The following is a 24,058-nucleotide window of genomic DNA, read 5'->3' as shown; positions in this document are numbered from 1 at the left end:
TCGCTTTTCGCATAGATTATTGTCCCGCCACTCTTCACAAGATGGCGCGCATGATGAACGCATTTTTTCTCTCTCAGCTGCTGGCCTGCATCAGCTTTGTGCTGGATATTTCAGCCTTTCATTTCCGGCGTCGGGCGATGACGTTAGTGCTGTTGACCAGCTCAACCAGCCTGCTGGCCATTCATTTTTATCTTTTGCATCAACCCGCCGCCGCAGGATTAATGCTCATCGCCGCCTGTCGTTATGCGATAGCCATCGTGACGCAACGCCGCTGGGCCATGTGGGGATTCATGATGGGGTCACTGCTGTGTAGTGCTTATCTCTGGCAGGAAATGTGGGGCCTGCTGCCGCTCGCAGGAAGCCTGCTGATGACCTATGCGTCGTTTCAGACACAGGGTGGAAAATTACGTGGATACACATTGTGCGGTAGCCTGTGCTGGCTACTGAACAATGCCATCGTCGGCTCGCCCGTTGCTGTCATGATGGAGCTGGCATTCTCAGGCAGCATTGTGGCAGCCTGGTGGCGTTACTCCGCCACCAAACGTTCCGGATGCGTATAAATCGTCGCCCTGCCCGGTTTACAAAAACCCACCAGCGTCAGGTTACAGCGTTCGGCTACTTCTACGGCCAGCGTCGTCGCGGCAGAGACAGCAAACAGAATCTCCACGCCGCACATCGCCGACTTTTGCACCATCTCATAGCTGGCGCGACTGGAGACTAAAACGGCTCCCTGCCGCCATGTTTCGCCTTCAATTGCACGCCGCCCGAGCAGTTTATCCAGCGCCACGTGACGGCCCACATCTTCATGCCCTCCCGCCAGGTTCCCCGACGGCTGGACCCAGGCCGCTGCGTGCGTACAGCCCGTCAGTTGCCCCACGGGCTGGAAGTCGTGTAGATGCTTTAACGCGCGATCGAGGTCCGCCAGGTTAAACGTCTGAGTAAACGCCAAAGGCTGAACCGGCTTGCCAATGTCATTGAGCTGTTCCACGCCGCAAACGCCACAACCGGTACGACCGGCCAGCGCACGTCGGCGCTCTTTCAGCCCCATAAAACGGCGGCTGGACAGTTCAACCTGAACTTCTAATCCGTTACAGGAAGGCACCACTTCCATGCCGTAGATATCCTGCGGGGACTCAATAATGCCTTCAGAAAGTGAAAAGCCCATCGCAAAATGCTCAAGATCTTTCGGTGACGCCATCATCACCACGTGCGAAATCCCGTTGTACACCAACGCAACGGGCACTTCTTCAGCGACGACATCCGGCTGAGGATGTTGCAAATCCTCGCGTTTCCAGAGGGTCAACTGGCGCGATCCCGTCAAAGTTGTCACATTTTCGATGTTTTCTTGAATAATCTTATTCACTTTCTTTTAACCATATTGGAACACACATACCAACATTGTGGTATTCTTTACAAATCCCTCCTGGACGGAGGGAAATTCACCCAATTCTGGACCTTTGCGGTCCCGTCCGCAAAGAAAAATAACAACCACTTCCCTCGCGATCGCGATACACCTACGCGAAGGGAACGTGACAATGTCGAAACAAGGAGCGAACCATGCAGGTCAGCAGAAGGCAGTTCTTTAAGATCTGCGCTGGCGGTATGGCAGGCACCACGGCAGCGGCACTGGGTTTTGCACCCGGCGTAGCGCTAGCGGAAACACGGCAATATAAACTGCTGCGTACCCGCGAAACCCGTAACACCTGCACTTACTGTTCCGTTGGCTGTGGACTGTTAATGTACAGTCTCGGTGACGGTGCGAAAAACGCCAAAGCATCCATCTTCCATATCGAGGGCGATCCGGACCATCCGGTGAACCGTGGCGCGCTGTGCCCGAAAGGGGCTGGTCTGGTGGATTTCATCCACTCCGAAAGCCGGCTGAAATTCCCGGAATACCGTGCACCAGGCTCCGATAAGTGGCAACAAATTAGCTGGGATGAGGCATTTGACCGCATCGCGAAGCTGATGAAAGAAGACCGCGACGCTAACTACGTTGCGCAGAACGCCGAAGGCGTCACCGTTAACCGCTGGCTTTCCACCGGGATGCTGTGTGCTTCCGCCTCCAGTAATGAAACCGGCTATTTAACGCAAAAATTCTCCCGCGCGCTGGGTATGCTCGCGGTCGACAACCAGGCGCGCGTCTGACACGGACCAACGGTAGCAAGTCTTGCTCCAACATTTGGTCGCGGTGCGATGACCAACCACTGGGTCGACATTAAAAATGCCAACCTCGTTGTGGTGATGGGCGGTAACGCCGCTGAAGCTCACCCGGTCGGATTCCGCTGGGCGATGGAAGCCAAAATTCACAACGGCGCGAAGCTGATTGTGGTCGATCCTCGCTTTACGCGAACCGCAGCGGTGGCAGATTTCTATGCACCCATTCGTTCCGGTACTGACATTGCCTTCTTGTCAGGCGTCTTGCTGTACCTGCTGAATAACGAAAAATTCAACCGCGAATATACCGAAGCCTACACCAACGCCAGCCTGATTGTGCGTGAAGATTATGGCTTTGAAGATGGCCTGTTCACCGGCTATGACGCGGACAAACGCAAGTACGATAAAACCAGTTGGAACTACGAGCTGGATGAAAAAGGCTTCGCCAAACGCGATGTTACGCTGCAACACCCGCGCTGCGTGTGGAATCTGCTGAAACAGCACGTTTCCCGCTACACGCCGGATGTTGTCGAAAACATTTGCGGTACGCCGAAGGCTGATTTCCTGAAAGTCTGCGAATACATCGCTGAAACCAGCGCCAAAGACAAAACCGCGTCGTTCCTGTACGCGCTGGGCTGGACGCAGCACTCCGTGGGCGCGCAGAACATTCGCACCATGGCGATGATCCAGCTGCTGCTCGGCAATATGGGGATGGCAGGCGGTGGCGTTAACGCCCTGCGCGGTCACTCCAATATTCAGGGTCTGACTGACTTAGGCCTGCTGTCGCAGAGCCTGCCTGGTTACATGACGCTGCCAAGCGAAAAGCAAACCGACCTGCAAACTTACCTTGCGGCCAACACGCCAAAACCGTTGCTGGAAGGTCAGGTAAACTACTGGGGCAACTACCCGAAATTCTTCGTCTCGATGATGAAGGCCTTCTTTGGTGATAAAGCGACAGCGGAAAATAGCTGGGGCTTCGACTGGCTGCCGAAGTGGGATAAAGGGTACGACGTGCTGCAGTACTTCGAGATGATGAACCAGGGCAAAGTGAATGGCTACATCTGCCAGGGCTTCAACCCGGTCGCCTCATTCCCGAACAAAAACAAGGTCGTGGCTTCACTGTCAAAACTGAAGTTCCTGGTGACTATCGACCCACTCAACACCGAAACGTCCACCTTCTGGCAAAACCACGGTGAGTCGAACGATGTGGATCCGTCAAAAATCCAGACCGAAGTGTTCCGTCTGCCGTCCACCTGCTTCGCCGAAGAAAACGGCTCAATCGTTAACTCCGGACGCTGGCTGCAGTGGCACTGGAAAGGCGCGGATGCCCCAGGGATTGCCGCCACCGACGGTGAAATCCTCGCAGGTATCTTCCTGCGCATGCGCAAGATGTACGCCGAACAGGGGGGAGCGAACCCGGAACAGGTGCTGAGCATGACCTGGAACTACTCCACGCCGCATGAACCTGCTTCAGAAGAAGTAGCGATGGAGAGCAACGGTAAAGCCCTGGCTGATATCACCGACCCGGCCACCGGTGCGGTGATCGTCAAGAAAGGCCAACAGCTTAGTTCATTTGCCCAACTGCGCGATGACGGCACCACTTCCAGTGGCTGCTGGATATTTGCCGGTAGCTGGACACCGGAAGGCAACCAGATGGCGCGTCGTGATAACGCCGACCCGTCGGGCCTGGGCAATACGCTGGGCTGGGCATGGGCATGGCCGCTCAACCGCCGCATTCTGTATAACCGCGCCTCCGCTGACCCGCAGGGGAATCCGTGGGATCCAAAACGTCAGATCCTGAAATGGGATGGGGCGAAATGGAGCGGGATGGATATTCCGGACTACAGCGCCGCCGCACCGGGCAGCAACGTCGGGCCGTTTATCATGCAGCCCGAAGGGATGGGACGCCTGTTTGCTATCGATAAGATGGCGGAAGGGCCGTTCCCGGAACACTACGAGCCGTTTGAAACGCCGCTGGGCACCAACCCGCTGCATCCGAACGTTATCTCTAACCCGGCTGCCCGTATCTTTAAAGGCGATGAAGAAGCACTGGGCAAAGCGGATAAGTTCCCGTACGTCGGGACGACCTACCGTCTGACCGAGCACTTCCACTACTGGACCAAGCACGCGCTGCTAAACGCCATCGCTCAGCCGGAACAGTTTGTGGAAATTGGCGAGAAGCTGGCAAACAAGCTCGGCATCTCCCACGGCGATACCGTTAAGGTCTCTTCTAACCGCGGCTACATCAAAGCCAAAGCGGTGGTGACCAAACGTATTCGCACGCTGAAGGCCAACGGTCAGGATATCGACACCATCGGTATTCCGATCCACTGGGGCTACGAAGGTGTGGCGAAAAAAGGCTTTATCGCTAACACGTTAACGCCATTCGTCGGTGATGCGAACACGCAGACGCCGGAATTTAAGTCCTTCCTCGTGAACGTGGAAAAGGTGTAACGGAGACGACCTATGGTTTATCAATCGCAAGACATCATTCGTCGATCCGCCACTAACGGTTTCACCCCCGCGCCTCAGGCGCGGGATCACCAGGAGGAAGTGGCCAAGCTCATCGACGTCACCACCTGTATCGGTTGTAAAGCCTGTCAGGTGGCCTGCTCAGAGTGGAACGATATCCGCGATGAAATCGGCAGCAACGTTGGGGTGTACGACAACCCCGCCGATTTGACCGCCAAATCCTGGACGGTGATGCGCTTCTCGGAAGTGGAACAAGACGACAAACTGGAGTGGCTGATCCGCAAGGATGGCTGCATGCACTGTGCCGATCCGGGCTGCCTGAAGGCGTGTCCGGCGGAAGGGGCAATCATTCAGTATGCCAACGGCATTGTCGACTTCCAGTCCGAGCAGTGCATTGGCTGCGGCTACTGCATTGCAGGCTGTCCGTTCGACGTGCCGCGCCTCAACCCGGAAGACAATCGCGTCTATAAATGTACGCTGTGCGTTGACCGTGTTGTGGTAGGACAAGAACCGGCCTGCGTGAAAACCTGCCCAACCGGCGCGATTCATTTCGGCACCAAAGAGTCGATGAAAACGCTGGCAGGCGAGCGCGTGGCAGAGCTGAAGACCCGTGGCTACGATAACGCCGGACTGTACGATCCGATAGGCGTTGGCGGTACGCACGTTATGTACGTACTGCATCATGCCGACAAGCCGAATCTGTACCATGGCCTGCCGGAAAACCCGGAAATCAGCGCCACCGTGAAGTTCTGGAAAGGCATCTGGAAACCCCTCGCAGCGGTCGGCTTTGCAGCGACATTTGCGGCCAGCATCTTCCACTACGTCGGCGTAGGTCCGAACCGTGCGGAAGAGGAAGAAGACAATCTGCATGAAGAAAAAGACGAGGTGCGCAAATGAAACGACGTGACACCATCGTGCGCTATACAGCGCCGGAACGCATCAACCACTGGGTCACCGCCTTCTGCTTCATGTTGGCGGCGATAAGCGGGCTGGGCTTTTTCTTCCCATCCTTCAACTGGCTGATGCAAATCATGGGCACCCCGCAGCTGGCGCGAATTCTGCACCCGTTTGTCGGCGTGATTATGTTTGCCTCGTTTATCATCATGTTTTTCCGTTACTGGCACCACAATCTAATCAATCGGGATGATATCTTTTGGGCGAAGAATATTCGTAAGATCGTCGTCAACGAGGAAGTAGGTGACACGGGACGTTATAACTTCGGCCAGAAATGCGTATTCTGGGCGGCGATTATCTTCCTGGTCCTGTTGCTGGTGAGCGGAGTGATCATCTGGCGCCCGTATTTTGCGCCTGCTTTCTCAATCCCGGTGATCCGATTCGCGTTAATGCTGCATTCATTTGCCGCAGTAGCGTTAATTGTGGTTATCATGGTGCACATTTACGCCGCCCTTTGGGTGAAAGGCACCATTACCGCGATGGTGGAAGGATGGGTCACCAGCTCATGGGCGAAGAAACATCACCCACGCTGGTACCGTGAAGTCCGCCAGAAACAGGAAAAGTCATCTGAATGAGTATTCGCATAATCCCGCAAGATGAGCTGGGTTCGAGCGAGAAACGCACGGCGGATATGATTCCGCCGTTATTGTTCCCCAGACTCAAAAATTTGTATAACCGCCGTGCTGAGCGTCTGCGCGAGCTGGCCGAAAACAACCCGTTGGGTGATTATCTGCGCTTTGCTGCGCTGATCGCTCATGCGCAGGAAGTGGTGCTGTACGACCATCCGCTGCAGATGGACCTGACCGCGCGCATCAAAGAAGCGAACGATCAGGGTAAACCGCCGCTGGATATCCACGTTCTGCCACGCGATAAGCACTGGCAAAAACTGCTGCAATCGTTAATTGCTGAGCTGAAACCAGAAATGAGCGGCCCTGCGTTAGCGGTGATCGAGAATCTGGAAAAAGCCTCCGAGCAAGAGCTGGAACTGATGGCCAGCGCGCTGTTTGCTTCTGATTTTGCGTCGGTCAGCAGTGATAAAGCGCCGTTCATCTGGGCCGCGCTGTCGCTCTACTGGGCACAAATGGCCAGCCTGATCCCCGGCAAAGCCCGAGCGGAATACGGTGAACAGCGCCAGTTCTGCCCGGTGTGCGGTTCGATGCCAGTCTCCAGCATGGTGCAAATCGGTACCACTCAGGGGCTGCGCTATCTGCACTGCAACCTGTGTGAAACCGAGTGGCACGTGGTGCGCGTGAAGTGCAGCAACTGCGAGCAAAGCCGTGATTTGAACTACTGGTCACTGGATAACGAACAGTCTGCGATTAAAGCTGAAAGCTGCGGCGACTGCGGGACTTACCTGAAGATTCTGTATCAGGAAAAAGACCCCAATGTCGAAGCCGTTGCCGACGACCTCGCCTCGCTGATGCTGGACGCGCACATGGAGCAAGAGGGCTTTGCCCGCAGCTCCATCAACCCGTTCCTGTTCCCGGGTGAAGGGGAGTAAGTCTACTCACAACCCGGTGAGCATTTCACGCTGCCGGGTTGTCCTTTAGACGCTTAATGCCTGAATAACTCGTCTGGAATCGTTAGCAATAGCGAACGGGGTAGAATGAAAAACAGGGATTTGCCCCTACTCCTCTTCGTTTCCACCTTCTTCGTAGGCACCAAATGGTTTTGCGGGTAGCACAATGTAGGTGCCTTCAAACACCACACCTGCCGCATCATCGCCAAAGACCTCTACCTGCATCTGGACACGCGCCTTACGGCCTCTCGCCAGACGGTCAAGATCACCACTCAGCGAACCCAGATCGGCAATGGCCGTCGGCTTGCCGGTGATCGGTCTGCTGTAGCGGATATGCGCATCGGCGAGGATAATCGTTCCGCCCAAATGGCGCTCGCGCAGCATTAGCCAGATCAGCCCCCAACCGGTTAACGTAGCCAGAGAAAACAGGCTTCCGGCAAACAGGGTATGGTGCGGGTTTTGATTGCCGGTTTCGGGCATCGTGGTAATGAATTTTTGCCCGGTATACTGCTGAATACGCACGCCCATTTTCTCGCTCAGCGGAATATGTTCGTACCAGGCTTGCTGAAGCTGTCCACACCAGTCACCGCGATGAAGAATATCATCCAGTGTGGCAATGGGCTTGATCATCAAAAAGTGGCGTACCGGCGTGGTTTGCGGCGTGGTGATTTCACCCTGGCTCACAAAACCCAGCTTGGCAAAAAATTCGACCGCATCTTCACGGGCGCTACAGGTTACGCGCTTGACCCCTTCCTGACGCGCCACAGATTCCAGGGTCATCGCCATCAGCGTGCCTAAGCCCTTCTCCTGCACGGACGGGTCTACAGCCATAAAGCGTATGGAGGCTTCGTTATCCGCATTGATATACAAACGCCCTACCGCGACCAGATTGCCCTCTTCATCCACCACCATCTGGTGGTGCGCCATCGCATCCCAGGCATCCCGCTCGGAGCCTTTTGGCTGATGCAGTGGTTTACGCAACATCTCCCAGCGAAACTGGTAGTAACGCGCCAATTCTTCTTCTGTTTGCGGCACTCGAAGGTGATACATAGTTGTATTCTCTCTTGTTACCCGCGACCACGCCGGAAGCTGGTTCATACCTGTAACCAGAACGTCACGGGGCCATCATTAACCAGTGAAACCTGCATATCCGCAGCGAATCGTCCGGTTTGCGTATTCATCTCCTGTTGGCGACAGCGCTCAACAAAGTATTCATATAACGCTTCTGCACGATCGGGCGCAGCGCCCTTTGAGAAGCCCGGGCGCATGCCCCGTTCGGTATCTGCCGCCAGCGTAAACTGTGAGACCACCAGCACGCTGCCACCCGCCTGTTGTACATTCAGGTTCATCTTACCTTCGGCATCGCTAAAAATTCGATAGCCGAGCACGCGCTCGCAAAGGCGGTTCGCTTTCTGTTCGTCATCATCCCTTTCGACACCTAATAAAACTAAAAGTCCTGGGCCAATTTCACCCGTCACCTCATCCTCCACGGTGACGCTGGCACGGGTTACGCGCTGAATCAATGCAATCATATTTATTCTGCTTCTTCTTGTTCTGCGGCTTGTTTGAGTTTGCGGTATTCACCGAGAGTGACAGTTATTTCCGCGCCTAGCAAGACGATACACCACGTCCAGTATACCCAGACGAATAAAATGGGGATCACCGCCAGCACGCCGTAAATCAACTGATAAGACGGAAACATCGTGATATAGAGCGCAAATCCTTTCTTCCCAGCTTCGAACAACACCGCGGCGACAAAAGCGCCGATCACCGCATCGCGATTGGGTACGCGCGTGGTAGGTACAATGCTGTACAGCAGCCAGAATGAGAGCCAGGAGAGCACCAGCGGCAATACCCTCAGGACGTTATCAATAACGGTATTGAGATCGCTGGCCCAGCGCAGGGACAAAAGATAAGAGCTGATCGCCAGACTGGCACCCGCCAACAACGGGCCCAGCGTTAAAATCATCCAGTACACCGCAAACGAATACACTTTGGGCCGGGTGCGTTTGCTGCGCCAAATGGTATTCAGTGCGCTGTCGATGGCATACATCAGCAACAGAGCCGTCACAATCAGCCCACATGCGCCGACGGCGGTCATTTTGTTCGAGTTCGCGACAAACTGTTCGATATAGCGCTGAATAACATCGCCGGTGGCCGGAATAAAATTAGCGAATATAAAATGTCGCAGCTGAATGCTGACGTCGGAAAACATGGGAAATGCGGCGAAAAGCGCAAAAACAACGGCGATAAGCGGCACTAACGAAAGCAACGAGACGTAAGCCAGGTTGCCCGCCAGTGTCGTCATGTTGTCCTCATCAATGCGTTGCCATAATAACTTCAGCCAGGCCCGTACAGGACGCGTATGGTGCCTGGCTTTTTGATGCACGTTTTTTAGCATAACACCGTCGCGAAATAGTCAGGTATGGTCGTTTTATCAACGACCAGGATGCTGGTGATCCCTAACTGGTTAGCCCCTTCAATATTATCGGCGTTATCATCAAAAAAGACCGTATCTGCGGCAGAAAAACCTTCGGACTGCAGAACATGCTGGTAAATCCGCGCTTCGGGTTTACGCATGCCGAGTTCCTGAGAAAGATAGATATGGTCCGCAGCCTGGCGAACTTCTGGGTACTCATCCGGCCAAAATGTCGTATGCAGGCGGTTGGTATTCGACAGCACCACGACACGATGCCCCTGCTCACGCAGTTTATGCATGATGTCGATGACGTCGGGGCGTAGCGCAACAAAAACGGCCTGCCAGCCATGGGAAAACTGTTCGTAACTCAACGGCAGCGCCATGTCGTGACACAGCGCCTCGGCAAACGCCTCATCGGTTATTTCACCCCGCTCATGTTGGCGAAAAGCCTCCCCCATGGTGAAACTTTGCTTTAGCGAAGCCAGCGGGACACGGCTCAGATCGCTCCATGTGCCTAACACGCGATTGAAGTCGATATCGACAATCACATTACCCAAATCAAAGATATAGAGCATGTCCTTCTCCTTACTCGCCATGGATGAATAACTGTAGCGGGAAAGGAGAAGTTTGACTATGCGTGCCAGTCGCGATTATTCGCCTTCATCGTTAAATTGCCAGCGAGACTCAATCACCAGCGGTAAACCAGCGCTGACAAACTGCGGCGTCAGGTTAATGGCATTAGGTGCCTGAGTGAGTGGATTAACACATGTCGCGTCAGGTTGTTTATCAAAGACGACCAGGCTTTGTGCCGCCGATGTCATCACCATACTCAGCTTACCTGGCCATTGTAATCTGACATTCAGACCGGAAGAAAAACCGAAGCAGTCATCCCACGGACCCGATTGCGGAGGAATTTTGTTGCCTGTCGGAAGTTCATTGCTCCCAGCCTCCTCCTGCCAGTCAGCATTGAATAACACCTGCAGTTCTGCATCCTCATGCTGCAAGCCGAGGCGTTTAGCAAACCAAGGATGCCAGCCCGCTGATGCCGGGAATGAACCTGCACCTGAATGAATTTCAAGGCGTAGAATGAGCGTATCCTCTTCAAGGGTCAGCGTTTGCAGCACTTCGCCCTGCCAGGGCCATGGGGATTCCAACGGCATACGCAGCGTCAAGGCATCCGCCTTTTGCTCAACGATCTCCCACGATGAGTAACAAGCCATGCCGTGCAGAGCATGAGGCGGCTTATTAGCAGGCAAAGCATACTGATTCTCCCCCACGTTCAGCGTCGCATACCCAAGGCGTCCCGCCCAAGGTACCATGGGGAAGCAGCCGTATTGAAATGCTCTTCGCTGCGGTTCCCATTGTCGCAACACTTCAAAACCAAACGCCTGTAATGACGTGATTCTGGCACCGTCTTGCGGGAAAAGCTGCAGACGAATATTTCCTTTTTCAAGCAGAACAGATTGACCAACAGGACCCGGCCAAGGGGCATCAAACGCACGCTGTAATGCTTGTCGATGTTCAGTATTAAATTCAGTGTTCATGTAATGGTTCTCTGATATTTCGGTAAGAAGTTAATTCGCGTTAGCGTCATTTTTATTGTCTGAATGGGGCTCGATAAGCCAGACGCAAATAAATGAAAGTATTGAGATAACAAACAGGAACAGTGCGACATACCACGGCTTACCACCGCCTAAGGCCAACAGGCTGGAAGCAATAAGCGGGCTTAACCCACCCAAAATCGCAGAGAACTGGTAGGCAAATGAAAGGCCCGTGTAGCGGACCCGAGTACCAAACATGCGAGTAAACAACGTGGGCTGTACGGCAAACATCATCATTGGGCCGAGGTTATAACCCAGGATCATACTGCACCAGATAATGAGCGTGCTTTTTGTGTCCAGCAACATGAAGAAAGGAAAGGCAAACAGGATGCAAAAACCGGCCCCAAACAAGTACATTTTCCGCTGCCCTACGCGGTCGGAAATCCAGCCAATCAGGGGACAACACACAATGCCAATCGCCGATGCGATAAGCATACCGGTTAGCGGAATGTCCCTTGATAACGCAAGCTGACTGGAAATATAGACAATCCCAAAGGCATTAATAATATTGGACGAAACGCTCTCCGCCAGCCTGGCACCTAGCGCCAGCAAAATATTACGTGGATGTTTACGGAAGAGTTCAATCAGCGGGGGCGTTGATTTTTCATGTGGTCTGGCCGGTTGCTGTTGTTGGAAATCCAACGTCTCTTCGGTATGAAGTCGAATGAACAATCCAACAATCAACATGACAGCAGAGAGCCAAAAGGGAATGCGCCATCCCCAGGAAAGAAATTCCTCCTGAGTCAGGAAGTGATTACATAGCGCGAACACGCCTGTCGCCAGCATAATCCCAACCGAAGCCGCCGTTTGCGGGAGCGATCCTAAAAATCCGCGCTTCGCTTCGGGCGCAGATTCAATAGTCATCAACGCCGCCCCACCATATTCCCCACCCAGACCAAATCCCTGAATCAGGCGCAGAACCATCAATATAATCGGAGCCCAGATCCCAATGTCCTGGTAGGTAGGTATAAAACCAATTAAGAACGTTGAGGTACCGACAATACCTAATGTCCAAATCAACGTTATCTTGCGGCCAACTTTATCGCCAAAGTGGCCAAACACAATGCCCCCCAGCGGACGCGATAAAAAACCGACACCGAAGGTCGCGAAGGCGGCGATTAAACCAATAAACGGATCGCTGTCAGGGAAAAATAGCGGGGCAAAGACCAACCCTGCAGCTGTTCCAAAAATAAAAAAATCGTACCATTCCATTAACGCACCGGCGAAACTCCCCATGACAACGCGTCTCATGGCTTTGCCGGATAGTCCTTCTTTTGGTACCTGTTCACTTTCAGCCATAACTTTCCTCTCCGGGTCGGTGAGAAATCCGCAGAATAAAACCATTGATGAATAAATAAAGCGCGCCGATCTATACCGACGCGCTTACTGACTATTTCTCCAGTTCAGCCAGAACCTCAGCATCTTCAGCGTCAACATTGGCACCAAGGGGTTCCCACTTAATCAATACGCACGTCAGGAATCCGAGGAAAGGAACGATCGCTAACCAATAGAATGCTTCCGTCTTTAACGCGCCCCACAACATCGGCCAGAAAATAAGCCCAGCTATCGCGCCGGTACGCATAATGGCGCGGGCGAATCCAACCCCTGTAGGGCGAATCGTAGGTGGGTAAGACAACGTGGCGATGGTCATCCCTAAGCCACCAGGGCCTGCCGAATGGAAGAAAATAATGGCACCTAACAGACCTAATGAAAGCCATGGGTTTGTCGTTGCCAAAGCACCTAATGCCAGTAGCGCAATCGTCACAATAGCAAAGCCATACATCGACTGGAGGCGGGTACCTAAACGCTGGAGGATAAGCGAGCCGATTAACCCACCGGTGATACCACACAGCGCATTCACGACCGCTGAACCAGTGAGCGCTCCGGTTAATCCTCCGCTAAGAATCCCCGCCAGCGTCAGCGGCAAATAAACGCCCACGGCGTTGTATTGCCAGGCCTGCATAGTGGCCACGACGCAGCCGAGGATGGTCCGTTTACGATAACGGGAATTAAATAAGATGCCATACCCGCCATGAAACTTACTTTCTGTTTTTTCCGCAGAGCCATCTCCACGTTGTGAAGGCGCCGCAACGCGAGCGTGAACACCATAGCGCTTGGCCAGAATGCCGCACGCCTCATCATAACGTCCGACTCGCGCCGCCCACATGGCGGACTCACCAATAAAAAAGTATCGCAGGATCATGATAATGACCGCGAAAATCGCACCTACGAATATCCCGTAACGCCATAATTGCTCTTCAGCGATGCCCGACAGCAGTAGCGGGAGCAGCACAAGATAAACAACAGTAGTTGATACATACCAGGCCATTTGCCAGAGGTTGACTGACGAACCGGTTTTCTTGGACGTTGAACCACGCAGTTCGGCAACAGCATTCGTTGCCAACGGGAAATCAATGCCCAGACCGAATCCCATAATCACCCGACAAACCAGCACCCACCAGATGTTGGGCGCTATCGCAACGGCTGCAGCACCAATCGTGCACAAACCCATCCCGATGATAAATGCGCGCTTTTGACCAAAGCGATTAATCACGCGGTTCGCCAGCAGCCCACCAATCAAAGCTGCCACTAAAACAGAGGCATTAACCGTTGCCGCAAGCCCCGGTGAGATACCGAATTGCATGGCGATATATTTATTACCAAACCCAACCATTGCCGCCTGATAAGCATCGATAAGGATTCCGCCCAGCGCGATAAAAATGATGCCAACGCTGGTGTTTACTGCTGAATGTTTATTAACAATATCAATCACGTCCTGGGGACGACCGATTGAATAAGGTGCAGGACTGGTGATGTGACTCATCGCAGTATCCTTTTTTCATTGTTGTAGGGTGGCGCCGCCGTGAAGCAGCGCCAGACAGAGGGTAATGCCATCAAGCCTCAGCAAATTGCAGCATGACTTTTATCGAGTCATTTTGCTGCGCACGTTCAAATGCTTTTGCTGCATCCTCAACCGGGAAGAGATCGGTCACCAGTTCACTGGTGTCAAACCGCCCATCTGCCAGCCACTCAATTACCGCATCAAAATCCTCAGGGATATACATGCCTGAATTCAGCAGATCGCGTTCAAAACGCTGCATCATAGGCAGTGGAATTTCACGAGGACCACTCGGAACACCCATGCACATCACCGTTCCCCCGGCATAGACGTGGGTAAAGGCATCATTCAGCGTGGCTTGAGCAGCAACAACATCTATCGCGCCCGTAAAGCGAGCCTGCGGATCCAGTTCACCCGGAGCCAAAACGTCAGCCGCGCCAAGCTTTAATGACAATGCACGCTTGGCGGCATCAGGTTCGATAACGGTGATTTTTCCCGCACCCATAATGCGCAAAGCCTGAACAATGGATAAGCCAATGGTTCCTGCACCAATCACTAACACGCTCTCCAGTGAGGCTTTCGGCATTCTGCTTACACAGTGACGCGCGCAGGCTGCCGGCTCGGCAAAAGCCAGTGCTTTCAGCGGTAGCGAGGCAGGTGCAACATGGCAGTTTCGCGCCGGGACAATATGCTGCGAGCGGGCAAATCCTGGCGCGCGGAAACCAGCTACTTGGGGTGGCTCACACAGATTGAAGCGACCGGCCTTACAGGCACGGCATTCCATGCAGGCCATGATCGGATCGACAACGACATGATCGCCCGCTTTGACATTCGTCACCTCACTGCCCACTTCCGTTACGCGTGCCGCAATTTCATGCCCTGGCACAACCGGAGGTTTGGCAAATGGATGACCCCCTTTCAGTACATGCAGGTCAGAGCCGCAAATTCCGTAGAATACCGGTGCGATGCGGACTTCCTGCGGTTTTAGTTCCTGGTGCGGCAGCTCAATATACTGGGTCGTCACTTTCCCAATATCAGAAAAGAGAACTTGGGTAATTTTTTCCATGGTTCTGCTCCAGATTCGCTAACAATAGGTGATTAACGCTGAGAAATACCTTCATCAACAATTTCAGCGAGGCGTTGTAGACGCGGAACAGACACATCACGCAGCATCGTTTGCGGATCCTGAGCCCCCACGACCGACGCCCACACAGCTCGGCCAGCCAGGAACCCGGAAGCACCACCTTTCATGGCGATGCGGACAGCACGGCCAAAGATATCGGCATCAACCCCAGAGGAAAGAATGACCCATGGCATTTTCATGTGTTCATGAAGCTTTTGACATGCGGTAAGCAGGGTCTGTTCATCACCCTTACCACCTAATGGCATTTCGACTTTATAGAGATCGGCATCAGTACCGCCAAGTTCAGCAGCAGCAGCGAGAATGGCACTTTCACGATCAAACTCCCAACCACGGCGAGGAGGACGAACAACCGGCTCGATGATGCTCACCAACCCGGCGCTACGACAACGTTGGACAAACTCCTCCACCATAGCCAGACGCGCTTCTGCTGGTTCATCTTCACGCCAAAGGACCAGCAACTTCATTGCTTTTGCACCCATCTCACGGGCTTTATGCGGGTCAATTGCCCTATCGATTTCCACACTATCAACCGGGATGCCGTTGCCTGGGACAAAATGATCAGCCGCCACAATCAGACCACAAGATTCAGCAACCGCACCTTGTGCCACAATCTGGTCGAGGCAAAATTGTTTATCCGCAAGCACAGCGGAAGCATAAGGTGAAAGAATCTGGGTTGCTGCGACTTTAAAGTCCGTTAATACGCTGTCAGCAACCGGTTTTGGATGCCCAGAAGCCACGAACATCAGGCGCATCGCCTCACGCTGATCGACGGCTAGCATGGCAAATCCACCGCCTGGGCGAGAAATATCTTTCAGCGTGTAGGGGGTATTGTGGGAAGACATAGTAACTCCTGTGAACATTTAAAATTTAAAGAGAATCTGGTCGGCCAGCCAACTGACGAACCTGAGATAACAACGCGCTCCAGTCCTGGCGACCTCGGCCGTTTTCACTAGCACGGGTGTAATACGTTTCTGCCGCCACTCCCATATTGAGCGGGGCACCGGTCTGATTCGCGACATCAACGGCGATGCGCAGGTCTTTCAACGCCAAGTCCACCATAAAGGCCGGGGACAAATCGCCCTTCAGCACTTTTCCTGGCCAGGTTGTCGTAAAGTGTCCCTTGCCTGCGGCAGTACCGCTCATGACCTTAATGGCCACATCCAGGCTTAGCCCCAGGGACTCACAAAGCACAGCGGCCTCCGCAGATAAGGCATTCAGCGCAATACTCATGTAGTTGTTGATGAGCTTCACGCGGATCCCCATTCCAGGACCACCGGCTTCCACTAATTCATTGCCCATACACATCAAAACAGGACGCGCACGCTCAACTTGCTCAGGTGTCCCCCCTGCGAGAATCAGCAGAGTTCCATCAATGGCATTAACGGAGGTCCTACCCACTGGCGCATCCATCATGCTGATACCCTTTTCTTGCATCTCATTGAGCAAGGCATCAGTTTGCAATGGATGAATGGTGGACATATCAATCACCAGCGCATCAGGGGACAGGGTTTCGCTCACACCATCTTTGCCCAGCAGCACTTGCCGAACGATGTCGCCATTTGGCAGCATGGTGATAATAAATTCGGCGTCTTTTGCGGCTTCTGCGGGAGTTTGGGCGGCAATCGCACCTTTTTGTACTAACTCCGTAACGGCCTTCGGGTTTACGTCAAACACGCGTAATACATATCCGTGTTGCAACAGGTTGTTAGCCATTGGGCTACCCATCTGGCCCAATCCCAAAAATGCAACGGTTGTCATGAACGGTCTCCTGTCTCAGGTTGACAAAATAATTACAATTAAAAACTCATTTTCGTCTGTTTTTGAGCATATTTGTAATTTATGACTAAAAACAAGACACGCGTCACTAATTTGATCATTTATGTCATTAAAATGAACAAAAGAAGACAAGATCACACAGGACAAAACAAATATGACCAAAATTGCATGCGTTGGAATCACCGTTCAGGACCGAATCTACTCTCTGAACAGCCTGCCTGATGGCGGGGGGAAATATCAGTCAAATCAGTATATGGAGACAGGGGGTGGCCCAGCGGCAACGGCGGCAGTGGCAATTGCCCGACTCGGTATCGACGTCGATTTTATCGGCCGCGTGGGTGACGATAGCTGTGGTAACACATTACTGAATGAACTTCGCAGTTGGGGAGTGAATACTGAATTCTGCCGTCAATATCCCAACGCGCGTTCATCGCAGTCTGCCATTCTGGTCGATCAGCACGGGGAGCGAATCATCGTCAACTACCCGAGCCCTGACCTGGATACGGATGCACAGTGGCTGGAGTCGATTGATTTTACTCGCTATGACATGGTTTTGGCCGATGTACGCTGGCATGAAGGAACATTCAAATCCTTCCAACTGGCACGTGCCGCCGGTGTCATGACGCTGCTGGATGCCGATATGACACCTCAGGACATTACGCCATTAGTGGCGCTTGCCGATCATGCGGTTTTTTCGACTCCAGGGCTTAAGCGGATGACCGGCCTGGATGATGCAGAGCAGGCTCTGAAACTAGCCGCCGAACAAACTGATGGTAAAGTCTACGTTACGTTGGGTGGTGAGGGATCACAATGGATTGACGAAGGAGATTTGTGTCAACAGGGCGCATTTTCTGTCAATGTGGTCGATACAACTGGGGCCGGTGACGTTTTCCATGGTGCCATGGCAGTTGCCCTGGCGGAGAAAATGCCAACCGAGAAAGCGATTCGCTTCGCAAGCGCAGTGGCCGCGATGAAATGTACACAGCCAGGTGGGCGTGCCGGAATTCCTAATCGTGCGCAAACCGAATCATTTTTGTCACTTTATGCGTAAAATAGCCAGTATTTACGGGGAAGAAGTCCAGGAGTATTCATGAGCATCATTGAAGTCACCGGTAATCCGCGACACGATCAACTTGTTCATTACATTACAGAACGCGGCTATATGAATATCGAAGAACTGGCGCAATTGCTGGACGTTTCCACGCAAACGGTGCGCAGGGATATTCGTAAGCTTAGTGAGCAAGGTCTGATCACCCGCCATCATGGGGGGGCCGGACGCGTATCCAGCGTCATGAATACCGCCTTCGAGCAGCGAGAGTTGTCACTTACCCAGGAAAAAGAAGCAATAGCGGAGGCGGTTGCCGATTATCTCCCGGAACGGTGTACTGTTTTTATTACCATCGGTACAACAGTGGAAGCCGTCGCCCGCGCTTTGTTAAATCGTCGGGACTTACGCATTATCACAAACAGTCTTCGCGTCGCGCAGATCCTGTATAAGAATCAAGATATTGAAGTCATGGTACCTGGTGGAACGCTACGCGCACATAATGGCGGAATCGTTGGACCAGGGGCGGTGAACTTTATTGAAGGGTTCCGGGCTGACTATTTGATCACCAGTATTGGCGCCATTGAAGAAGACGGTACACTGCTAGAATTTGATGTTAACGAGGCACTTGTCGCCAAGACAATGATCAAGCATACGCGTAATACACTACTGGTTGCCGATCACACCAAATTTACCGCATCGGCCGCGGTGTCCATCGGTAATATGCGTAAAATCAGGGCATTTTTTACCGATGCCCCGCCGCCCAATGCTTTCAAGCAATTGCTTGATGTAGAGAACATTGAATTGGTCATTGCCGATCAGGAAGCATCCTGATCGTATTGATGAAAAAGCCGCTGACAATCAGCGGCTTTTTCATACTACCTGACGTAAACGCGCATCACGCCTGTTCCGCTTGCAGCATTTTCTTTCTTTCACTGATTCGCTTAACCAGCAGAACAGATGCAATCGCCCCACAGAAAGCGAAGCAGGCCATAATACCAAACACAATTTTGTAGCCGATGAGCCCTGGGTTCAAATCCAGAATATATCCGTACATACTGAAGCAGAACATCGCCGGGGCATAACCGATAAAGCTACCCAGCGCCATTGCCGCACCCGTTTGATTCTCTGCGATTTTGGCCTCACCAATCGGGGCAAAGAATACAGCGCGCTGAGTAAATACGATGGCGCCGAAGCCCAGCGTACACACCATACCTAAATAAACGGGCATACTTTCATGCGGCAGAACGATCAGCAGCAACAGTGCCACTGTGCTGAGCATAAATGTGTAGCATAAATATTTACTCGGTGATTTCAGGATTTTATCTGAGATCAGTCCACCAATCGGGCCACCAACCATTTTCAGGCAATATTGGTTAATAATCCCATAAGCCCCCACCAGCGCGACGGGCAGCATATAAATGTTTTTCAGGAATGGGATAAAGAACGTCAACCCACAATACACGGCATAAACAAAGAAGACGTTAAACGCGATTAACCAAATAGTCTTATCTTTCAGAACTGACGACATGCTTGGATTTTTCGGCGCATCTTCAGCATCATGGATTTTTGCGGCGGGGATTTCCTCTTTATCGTTCAGAACAAAGAAGATGATGATCCCGACCATAATGACAATTGCAGAGTAAAACCAGATACCGGCCTTGAACCCCAACAGACCACTGCCAAACCAGGCAAAGACGGCCAGTGCAGAAAATGCGACAACCGTATCCACAATACCGCGGCCCGTTTCAAAAAAGCCGAACAGACGCCCTTGTTGTTCGCTGTTGCCGAGTCGGCTAACGGATTTTAATAACACCGGCCAGTTCATCATGTCGCAGGTAACACCAAATAACGCCCAGACAAAGAGGATCCCCCAATAGCCAGGCATGGTGGTCAAATAAACCCCCAGCAGCCCCGTAGCAATAAGGGAAAGAGACATAGTGTATTTACGTGGAAGTTTGTCTGCAAAATAAATAGATAAGAAAAAACCTATGGTAGTTACAAATGAGTTCACTGACATCGCGTTACCAATCTGACCGTTAGTCAAATGGAAGTATTCCTGCATCGGAATATAGAACGCATCTTTCAGTGAGGGTAATTTGTAAATTGTACCGCCACACAGCGTTAACAGGCTAAAAAGCGCCCATTTCTTTTTTGTGAGCATAGCATCCCCTAAATGATTTATTTAATCATTTGTTTTAAATATAAAAATACGCCCATTCATCAGGAATGGACTATGAATTCTAAATAAAGGCGTTAGATATTAATAATGAGTTAGAATGTGATGCGCCTCATTTTTAATTTGTTGTAGCACGCTACGCACAAATTGTATTTGTTGGATGGCATCATTTTTTTCTTTAATCAAACGTTCTTCGAGAAGTTCTGGCTCCGGTAGCGGTGTTTCGCTCATCTGGCGCCATGGGATCCAGGGGTTATCTCCTTCATTGTCGAAACGAAATGCCGGGGCGTAATAATCCACTTCTTCTTCCAGCCCGTAAGCCGTTACCTGCGGCTTCTCATCACCTAAGCAAATAAGTTTGGTCAGCAGATCTTTAAACGGCATATCCCCTTGACCCGAAGTACAGGCTTTATGGCCCAGTCCCGCATTCTCATTTACAATTAATGCATCTTTAATATGCACCTGGGTAATATGCGGAGACATTGTGTCTAACGCCGTCAACGGATGCTCATTGGCATTGATCATATTAGCAAAATCAAACAGTAAAGAGAGCGACTCCATATCACTGTTCTGAACTAACGATACCAATTCATGACTCTTTAAATCCTCATGCTGCTCTAAGGTAAAGGTCAGTCCGCTATCCTGATAGCAATCGCGCAAATATTTGATATCCTGCGTAATGATTGCAAGCACCTCTTGAAGATTACCTTCGTAGCGCGGGTAAAACCTCACCGAAGAGGCGCCTGTTTTTAATGCGATAGCGACAGCCTGGTCAATAGCTTTTTTATCAGAAGAACTGGTCTCGATATGCAGATCAAGCTGTAGCTGACGCGCTTTGTCGCCAAATGCTGACAGTGCTTCATCATTCATATTTTCAAGAGAATAGCGTTCACCATCAAGGACGTGGATTTTCACCCCACGCAGATTATTTTCACTGGCAATATCTAATAAATCATTCGGTAATATGCGTTCAACGCGCATATTCAAATGATAAGCATAAGCGTGAAGATAAAGAGGAAGATTATCTACCCGCGCCAGAATTTTATGTGCATTGTCTTTAGTGACCATAAACGTACCTACAAGTTAATGAAGAGATCAACTGCTTCAAATCGCCAATACTCAATATCTATTTGTACGATATTTCCATCACTGTCAGCCCGGTGTTTTTCAATAAGAATGGCGGGCATTCCAGTCGAACCGCCAATAAACTTGCTAATGTCGCCGGCCATTCTGACAGGTTTAAAAGCCAGTTTTTTGATTACCGTTTCTTTTTTATATTCATTTTCCCATACCGAAGAAAATGACTGGCTTTCAAGCTGCTCAATAAATCCCGGTGCGACCTTCGGGTTGATAAACGTTTCATGATAGAAAACTTTATGCCCTTCCAGCGCTCCCCAGCCCGTTATCCGATACAGTTCATCAGACGGTGTTGCTGACACCAACGGCGCGGCAACGTCCGGGTACTGAGAAACCCGGCTTTTCTCGATAAATCCCCAGGAAGGCTCTCTACCCTGCTCAAGCGCGGCGCGCTGAAAGCTTGCTGACAATTCCGGGCTGTAGTTAAAGCGTGCCTGGGTAACGAACCACCCTTTGCGATCCTTACGAAAGATTTTGGATTCAGACTCCAGGTTTAATAGCGCCTGACGTAACGTCATGCGCTTGATCCCCAGCAACTCTCCCAACTCCCTTTCCGAGGGCAGTTTTCCGCCCGGAGTGGTGATCCCATCTTTTAACCAACGATCTAACTTCTCTTTCGCATTCTCAACGGTCGACTGATTACTCGTCATTGTTTAATTCGCTTGGTTTAAACCAGATGGTTTAATCATACGCTGACGATGAAAAAGAAAGCAAACACCCGCGTTGAGCTTTAGAAAAATTTGTGACCAAGCTCTCTTAAGCCAGACATCTTGAGGGGAGAGTATTTCTTGAGGCAGGGAATCAACGTAATCCCGCCGGGAACCAGGGATTGCGGGCAAAAAAAAACCCCACCTCTTAAGGCAGGGTCTTGTCATTAAAGTGCGTTAATTAGTCTTCTTTCGGACCACGCATCGCACGTTTACGATCGTTTTCAGTCAGGTGACGTTTACGAATACGGATAGACGTTGGTGTTACTTCTACCAGTTCGTCGTCATCGATGAATTCCAGAGCCTGTTCCAGAGTCATTTTCTGAGCTGGAACCAGGGTGGTGGCTTCATCAGTACCAGAAGCACGCATGTTGGTCAGTTTCTTACCGGTCAGGCAGTTTACAGTCAGGTCGTTAGAACGACTGTGAATACCGATGATCTGGCCTTCATAAACTTCTGCGCCGTGACCCAGGAACAGCTTACCGCGGTCCTGCAGGCTGTACAGTGCAAACGCAACAGCTTTACCCTGACCATTAGAGATCAGCACGCCGTTCTGACGCTGGCCCACTTCGCCCGGACGAACATCGTCGTAATGGCTGAAGGTGGAGTACAGCAGACCGGTACCGGAGGTCATGGTCATGAATTCTGAACGGAAGCCGATCAGACCACGGCTTGGGATCACGTAGTCGAGACGTACGCGGCCTTTACCATCTGGATTCATGTTTTTCAGGTCGCCTTTACGCTCGCCCAGTGCCTGCATAACAGAACCCTGGTGCTGCTCTTCGACGTCCAGCGTTACGTTTTCGAATGGCTCTTGTTTACGGCCATCGATTTCGCGGAAGATAACTTTCGGACGGGAAACCGCCATCTCGAAACCTTCACGACGCATGTTTTCAATCAGAACGGACAGGTGCAGTTCACCACGACCAGACACGCGGAATGCGTCTGCATCCGGAGTCTCTTCAACACGCAGTGCAACGTTGTGTACCAGTTCTTTTTTCAGGCGGTCAAGGATCTGACGAGAAGTAACGTACTTACCTTCTTTACCGCAGAACGGAGAGGTGTTTACGTTGAAGAACATGGTCACGGTCGGCTCATCAACAGACAGCGCCGGCAGCGCTTCAACATTCTGCGGATCGCAGATGGTGTCGGAGATGTTCAGTTCGCCCAGACCAGTGATCGCGATGATGTCGCCCGCTTCTGCAACGTCGCTCTCGATACGCTCAAGACCCAGATGGGTCAGAACTTTACCGACTTTACCGTTGCGAGTTTTGCCTTCGCTATCAATGATAGTGATCTGCTGGTTCGGTTTAACTTTACCGCGCTTGATGCGACCGATGCCGATAACACCCACGTAGTTGTTGTAGTCCAGCTGAGAGATTTGCATCTGCAGCGGGCCATCAAGGTCAACGTTCGGAGCCGGTACACGGTCAACGATGGTCTGATACAGCGGGGTCATGTCTTCCGCCATATCTTCGTGATCCAGACCTGCGATACCGTTCAGCGCTGAAGCGTAAACGATCGGGAAGTCCAGCTGTTCGTCGGTCGCGTCGAGGTTAACGAACAGGTCGAATACCTGGTCAACAACCCAGTCAGGACGCGCGCCAGGACGGTCAACTTTGTTGATAACAACAATTGGCTTCAGGCCATGAGCAAAGGCTTTTTTAGTCACGAAGCGCGTCTGCGGCATCGGACCGTCCATTGCATCAACCACCAGCAGCACGGAGTCTACCATGGACATTACACGTTCAACTTCACCACCGAAGTCGGCGTGTCCCGGGGTATCAACGATGTTGATACGGTAGTCATTCCACTTGATAGCGGTGTTTTTAGCGAGGATGGTAATCCCACGCTCTTTCTCCAAATCGTTGGAGTCCATCACGCGCTCTTGGGTTTCGGCACGAGAGTCGAATGTACCGGATTGTTGGAGCAGCTTGTCTACCAGGGTGGTTTTACCATGGTCTACGTGCGCGATGATGGCGATGTTACGCAAATTTTCGATCACAACTTTGCCTCAGGCATTTTAGAAATAGCGCGTTATTGTACACGGATTAATCGCAGTACAAAACAGGATCACAAACATCCTCCGCAAACAAGTATTGCAGAGTTTCT

21 protein-coding genes and 1 pseudogene are annotated in these 24,058 nt (G+C 51.9%); 7 read left to right on the top strand and 15 right to left on the bottom strand.

The features are described from left to right. The first annotated feature begins 50 nt into the window (after nt 1-50). Entirely contained in the window at nt 51-560 is a 510-nt protein-coding gene (locus tag FDW88_RS14805) for a YgjV family protein (protein ID WP_249354890.1), read from the top strand. Here FDW88_RS14805 and fdhD read toward each other — a convergent pair. Beyond that, entirely contained in the window at nt 527-1,363 is an 837-nt protein-coding gene (gene fdhD, locus FDW88_RS14800) for a formate dehydrogenase accessory sulfurtransferase FdhD (protein WP_117343644.1), read from the bottom strand. The two genes, FDW88_RS14805 and fdhD, sit on opposite strands and share 34 nt — an antisense overlap. Before the next feature lie 194 nt (nt 1,364-1,557). On the opposite strand from fdhD, the gene fdnG reads away from it, so the two are divergent. The 4 genes from fdnG to fdhE are packed head-to-tail and all read left to right on the top strand — an operon-like array spanning nt 1,558 to nt 7,081. Further along, nucleotides 1,558-4,608: a formate dehydrogenase-N subunit alpha gene (gene fdnG, locus FDW88_RS14795; protein ID WP_117343643.1), complete on the top strand. Its 3,051-nt coding sequence runs from the start codon at nt 1,558-1,560 to the stop codon at nt 4,606-4,608. Nucleotides 4,609-4,620: 12 nt separating this feature from the next. After that, on the top strand, nt 4,621-5,523 hold the full coding sequence (gene fdoH, locus FDW88_RS14790; protein ID WP_137362839.1) for a formate dehydrogenase O subunit beta: 903 nt from the start codon (nt 4,621-4,623) through the stop codon (nt 5,521-5,523). After that, a complete protein-coding gene (gene fdoI, locus FDW88_RS14785; protein WP_096758858.1) occupies nt 5,520-6,155 on the top strand; it encodes a formate dehydrogenase cytochrome b556 subunit in 636 nt (211 codons plus the stop codon). Before fdoH ends, fdoI begins: the two co-directional genes overlap by 4 nt. Further along, nucleotides 6,152-7,081 (top strand): formate dehydrogenase accessory protein FdhE, encoded by a 930-nt coding sequence (gene fdhE / locus FDW88_RS14780; RefSeq protein ID WP_096758859.1) that lies wholly within the window; start codon nt 6,152-6,154, stop codon nt 7,079-7,081. The genes fdoI and fdhE overlap by 4 nt, the downstream gene beginning before the upstream one ends. A 126-nt stretch (nt 7,082-7,207) precedes the next feature. Here the strand turns inward: fdhE and fabY are convergent, their stop codons facing one another. The 10 genes and pseudogenes from fabY to yihU form a co-directional block, all read right to left on the bottom strand. Continuing rightward, nucleotides 7,208-8,149: a fatty acid biosynthesis protein FabY gene (fabY, locus tag FDW88_RS14775; protein WP_153064726.1), complete on the bottom strand. Its 942-nt coding sequence runs from the start codon at nt 8,147-8,149 to the stop codon at nt 7,208-7,210. A 44-nt stretch (nt 8,150-8,193) separates the two neighbouring features. Beyond that, on the bottom strand, nt 8,194-8,631 hold the full coding sequence (gene dtd, locus FDW88_RS14770; protein WP_096758864.1) for a D-aminoacyl-tRNA deacylase: 438 nt from the start codon (nt 8,629-8,631) through the stop codon (nt 8,194-8,196). A 2-nt stretch (nt 8,632-8,633) separates the two neighbouring features. Next, nucleotides 8,634-9,500 (bottom strand): virulence factor BrkB family protein, encoded by an 867-nt coding sequence (locus FDW88_RS14765; RefSeq protein ID WP_115259810.1) that lies wholly within the window; start codon nt 9,498-9,500, stop codon nt 8,634-8,636. Then, complete coding sequence (gene yihX / locus FDW88_RS14760; protein WP_096758866.1) at nt 9,494-10,093, bottom strand: glucose-1-phosphatase; 600 nt, start codon at nt 10,091-10,093, stop codon at nt 9,494-9,496. Before yihX ends, FDW88_RS14765 begins: the two co-directional genes overlap by 7 nt. A 75-nt stretch (nt 10,094-10,168) precedes the next feature. After that, nucleotides 10,169-11,062 (bottom strand): aldose 1-epimerase, encoded by an 894-nt coding sequence (locus tag FDW88_RS14755; protein WP_135912777.1) that lies wholly within the window; start codon nt 11,060-11,062, stop codon nt 10,169-10,171. Beyond that, a pseudogene (locus FDW88_RS14750) lies at nt 11,052-12,418 on the bottom strand (MFS transporter). Before FDW88_RS14750 ends, FDW88_RS14755 begins: the two are co-directional and overlap by 11 nt. 91 nt (nt 12,419-12,509) lie before the next feature. Further along, the gene (locus FDW88_RS14745; RefSeq protein ID WP_115259813.1) at nt 12,510-13,943 is read right to left on the bottom strand and encodes an MFS transporter; all 1,434 of its coding nucleotides are present in this window, start codon (nt 13,941-13,943) and stop codon (nt 12,510-12,512) included. A 70-nt stretch (nt 13,944-14,013) separates the two neighbouring features. After that, entirely contained in the window at nt 14,014-15,024 is a 1,011-nt protein-coding gene (locus FDW88_RS14740; protein ID WP_135912780.1) for a zinc-binding dehydrogenase, read from the bottom strand. A 32-nt stretch (nt 15,025-15,056) separates the two neighbouring features. After that, the gene (locus FDW88_RS14735) at nt 15,057-15,944 is read right to left on the bottom strand and encodes an aldolase (protein ID WP_115259815.1); all 888 of its coding nucleotides are present in this window, start codon (nt 15,942-15,944) and stop codon (nt 15,057-15,059) included. A 25-nt stretch (nt 15,945-15,969) separates the two neighbouring features. Continuing rightward, a complete protein-coding gene (yihU, locus tag FDW88_RS14730) occupies nt 15,970-16,860 on the bottom strand; it encodes a sulfolactaldehyde 3-reductase (RefSeq protein WP_115259816.1) in 891 nt (296 codons plus the stop codon). Nucleotides 16,861-17,032: 172 nt separating this feature from the next. Between yihU and FDW88_RS14725 the strand changes: the two genes are divergently transcribed. Next, a complete protein-coding gene (locus FDW88_RS14725) occupies nt 17,033-17,929 on the top strand; it encodes a sugar kinase (protein ID WP_135912782.1) in 897 nt (298 codons plus the stop codon). A 39-nt stretch (nt 17,930-17,968) separates the two neighbouring features. Next, nucleotides 17,969-18,757 (top strand): DeoR/GlpR family DNA-binding transcription regulator, encoded by a 789-nt coding sequence (locus tag FDW88_RS14720; protein ID WP_115259818.1) that lies wholly within the window; start codon nt 17,969-17,971, stop codon nt 18,755-18,757. 64 nt (nt 18,758-18,821) lie between these two features. Here FDW88_RS14720 and FDW88_RS14715 read toward each other — a convergent pair whose 3' ends face one another. From FDW88_RS14715 to typA, 4 genes are all read right to left on the bottom strand, one after another. Further along, on the bottom strand, nt 18,822-20,087 hold the full coding sequence (locus tag FDW88_RS14715; RefSeq protein ID WP_096758879.1) for an MFS transporter: 1,266 nt from the start codon (nt 20,085-20,087) through the stop codon (nt 18,822-18,824). A gap of 99 nt (nt 20,088-20,186) precedes the next feature. Further along, nucleotides 20,187-21,170, bottom strand: a complete 984-nt coding sequence (locus FDW88_RS14710) for a sugar phosphate isomerase/epimerase (protein WP_096758880.1) — start codon at nt 21,168-21,170, stop codon at nt 20,187-20,189. A gap of 8 nt (nt 21,171-21,178) precedes the next feature. Further along, on the bottom strand, nt 21,179-21,889 hold the full coding sequence (locus tag FDW88_RS14705) for a GntR family transcriptional regulator (RefSeq protein ID WP_096758881.1): 711 nt from the start codon (nt 21,887-21,889) through the stop codon (nt 21,179-21,181). A 238-nt stretch (nt 21,890-22,127) separates the two neighbouring features. Next, a complete protein-coding gene (typA, locus tag FDW88_RS14700) occupies nt 22,128-23,951 on the bottom strand; it encodes a ribosome-dependent GTPase TypA (protein ID WP_115259820.1) in 1,824 nt (607 codons plus the stop codon). Between the last annotated feature and the right edge of the window lie 107 nt (nt 23,952-24,058).

The sequence above is a fragment of the Citrobacter sp. wls829 genome (assembly GCF_005280825.1).
Classification (GTDB): Bacteria; Pseudomonadota; Gammaproteobacteria; order Enterobacterales; family Enterobacteriaceae; genus Citrobacter; species Citrobacter gillenii.
The sequence above is the reverse complement of the archived record's forward strand: the minus strand, read 5'-3'. Positions and strand labels throughout refer to the sequence as shown.

Bases quoted from the DNA above. Each gene is read 5' to 3' on its own strand.
- fdoH (WP_137362839.1), top strand. From the start codon at position 4,621: ATGGTTTATCAATCGCAAGACATCATTCGTCGATCCGCCACTAACGGT.
- FDW88_RS14715 (WP_096758879.1), bottom strand. From the start codon at position 20,087: ATGCTCACAAAAAAGAAATGGGCGCTTTTTAGCCTGTTAACGCTGTGT.
- fdoI (WP_096758858.1), top strand. From the start codon at position 5,520: ATGAAACGACGTGACACCATCGTGCGCTATACAGCGCCGGAACGCATC.
- FDW88_RS14755 (WP_135912777.1), bottom strand. From the start codon at position 11,062: ATGAACACTGAATTTAATACTGAACATCGACAAGCATTACAGCGTGCG.
- FDW88_RS14705 (WP_096758881.1), bottom strand. From the start codon at position 21,889: ATGACGAGTAATCAGTCGACCGTTGAGAATGCGAAAGAGAAGTTAGAT.
- yihX (WP_096758866.1), bottom strand. From the start codon at position 10,093: ATGCTCTATATCTTTGATTTGGGTAATGTGATTGTCGATATCGACTTC.
- FDW88_RS14745 (WP_115259813.1), bottom strand. From the start codon at position 13,943: ATGAGTCACATCACCAGTCCTGCACCTTATTCAATCGGTCGTCCCCAG.
- FDW88_RS14735 (WP_115259815.1), bottom strand. From the start codon at position 15,944: ATGTCTTCCCACAATACCCCCTACACGCTGAAAGATATTTCTCGCCCA.
- FDW88_RS14740 (WP_135912780.1), bottom strand. From the start codon at position 15,024: ATGGAAAAAATTACCCAAGTTCTCTTTTCTGATATTGGGAAAGTGACG.
- FDW88_RS14805 (WP_249354890.1), top strand. From the start codon at position 51: ATGATGAACGCATTTTTTCTCTCTCAGCTGCTGGCCTGCATCAGCTTT.
- dtd (WP_096758864.1), bottom strand. From the start codon at position 8,631: ATGATTGCATTGATTCAGCGCGTAACCCGTGCCAGCGTCACCGTGGAG.
- FDW88_RS14710 (WP_096758880.1), bottom strand. From the start codon at position 21,170: ATGGTCACTAAAGACAATGCACATAAAATTCTGGCGCGGGTAGATAAT.
- FDW88_RS14720 (WP_115259818.1), top strand. From the start codon at position 17,969: ATGAGCATCATTGAAGTCACCGGTAATCCGCGACACGATCAACTTGTT.
- yihU (WP_115259816.1), bottom strand. From the start codon at position 16,860: ATGACAACCGTTGCATTTTTGGGATTGGGCCAGATGGGTAGCCCAATG.
- fdhE (WP_096758859.1), top strand. From the start codon at position 6,152: ATGAGTATTCGCATAATCCCGCAAGATGAGCTGGGTTCGAGCGAGAAA.
- fabY (WP_153064726.1), bottom strand. From the start codon at position 8,149: ATGTATCACCTTCGAGTGCCGCAAACAGAAGAAGAATTGGCGCGTTAC.
- FDW88_RS14765 (WP_115259810.1), bottom strand. From the start codon at position 9,500: ATGCTAAAAAACGTGCATCAAAAAGCCAGGCACCATACGCGTCCTGTA.
- FDW88_RS14725 (WP_135912782.1), top strand. From the start codon at position 17,033: ATGACCAAAATTGCATGCGTTGGAATCACCGTTCAGGACCGAATCTAC.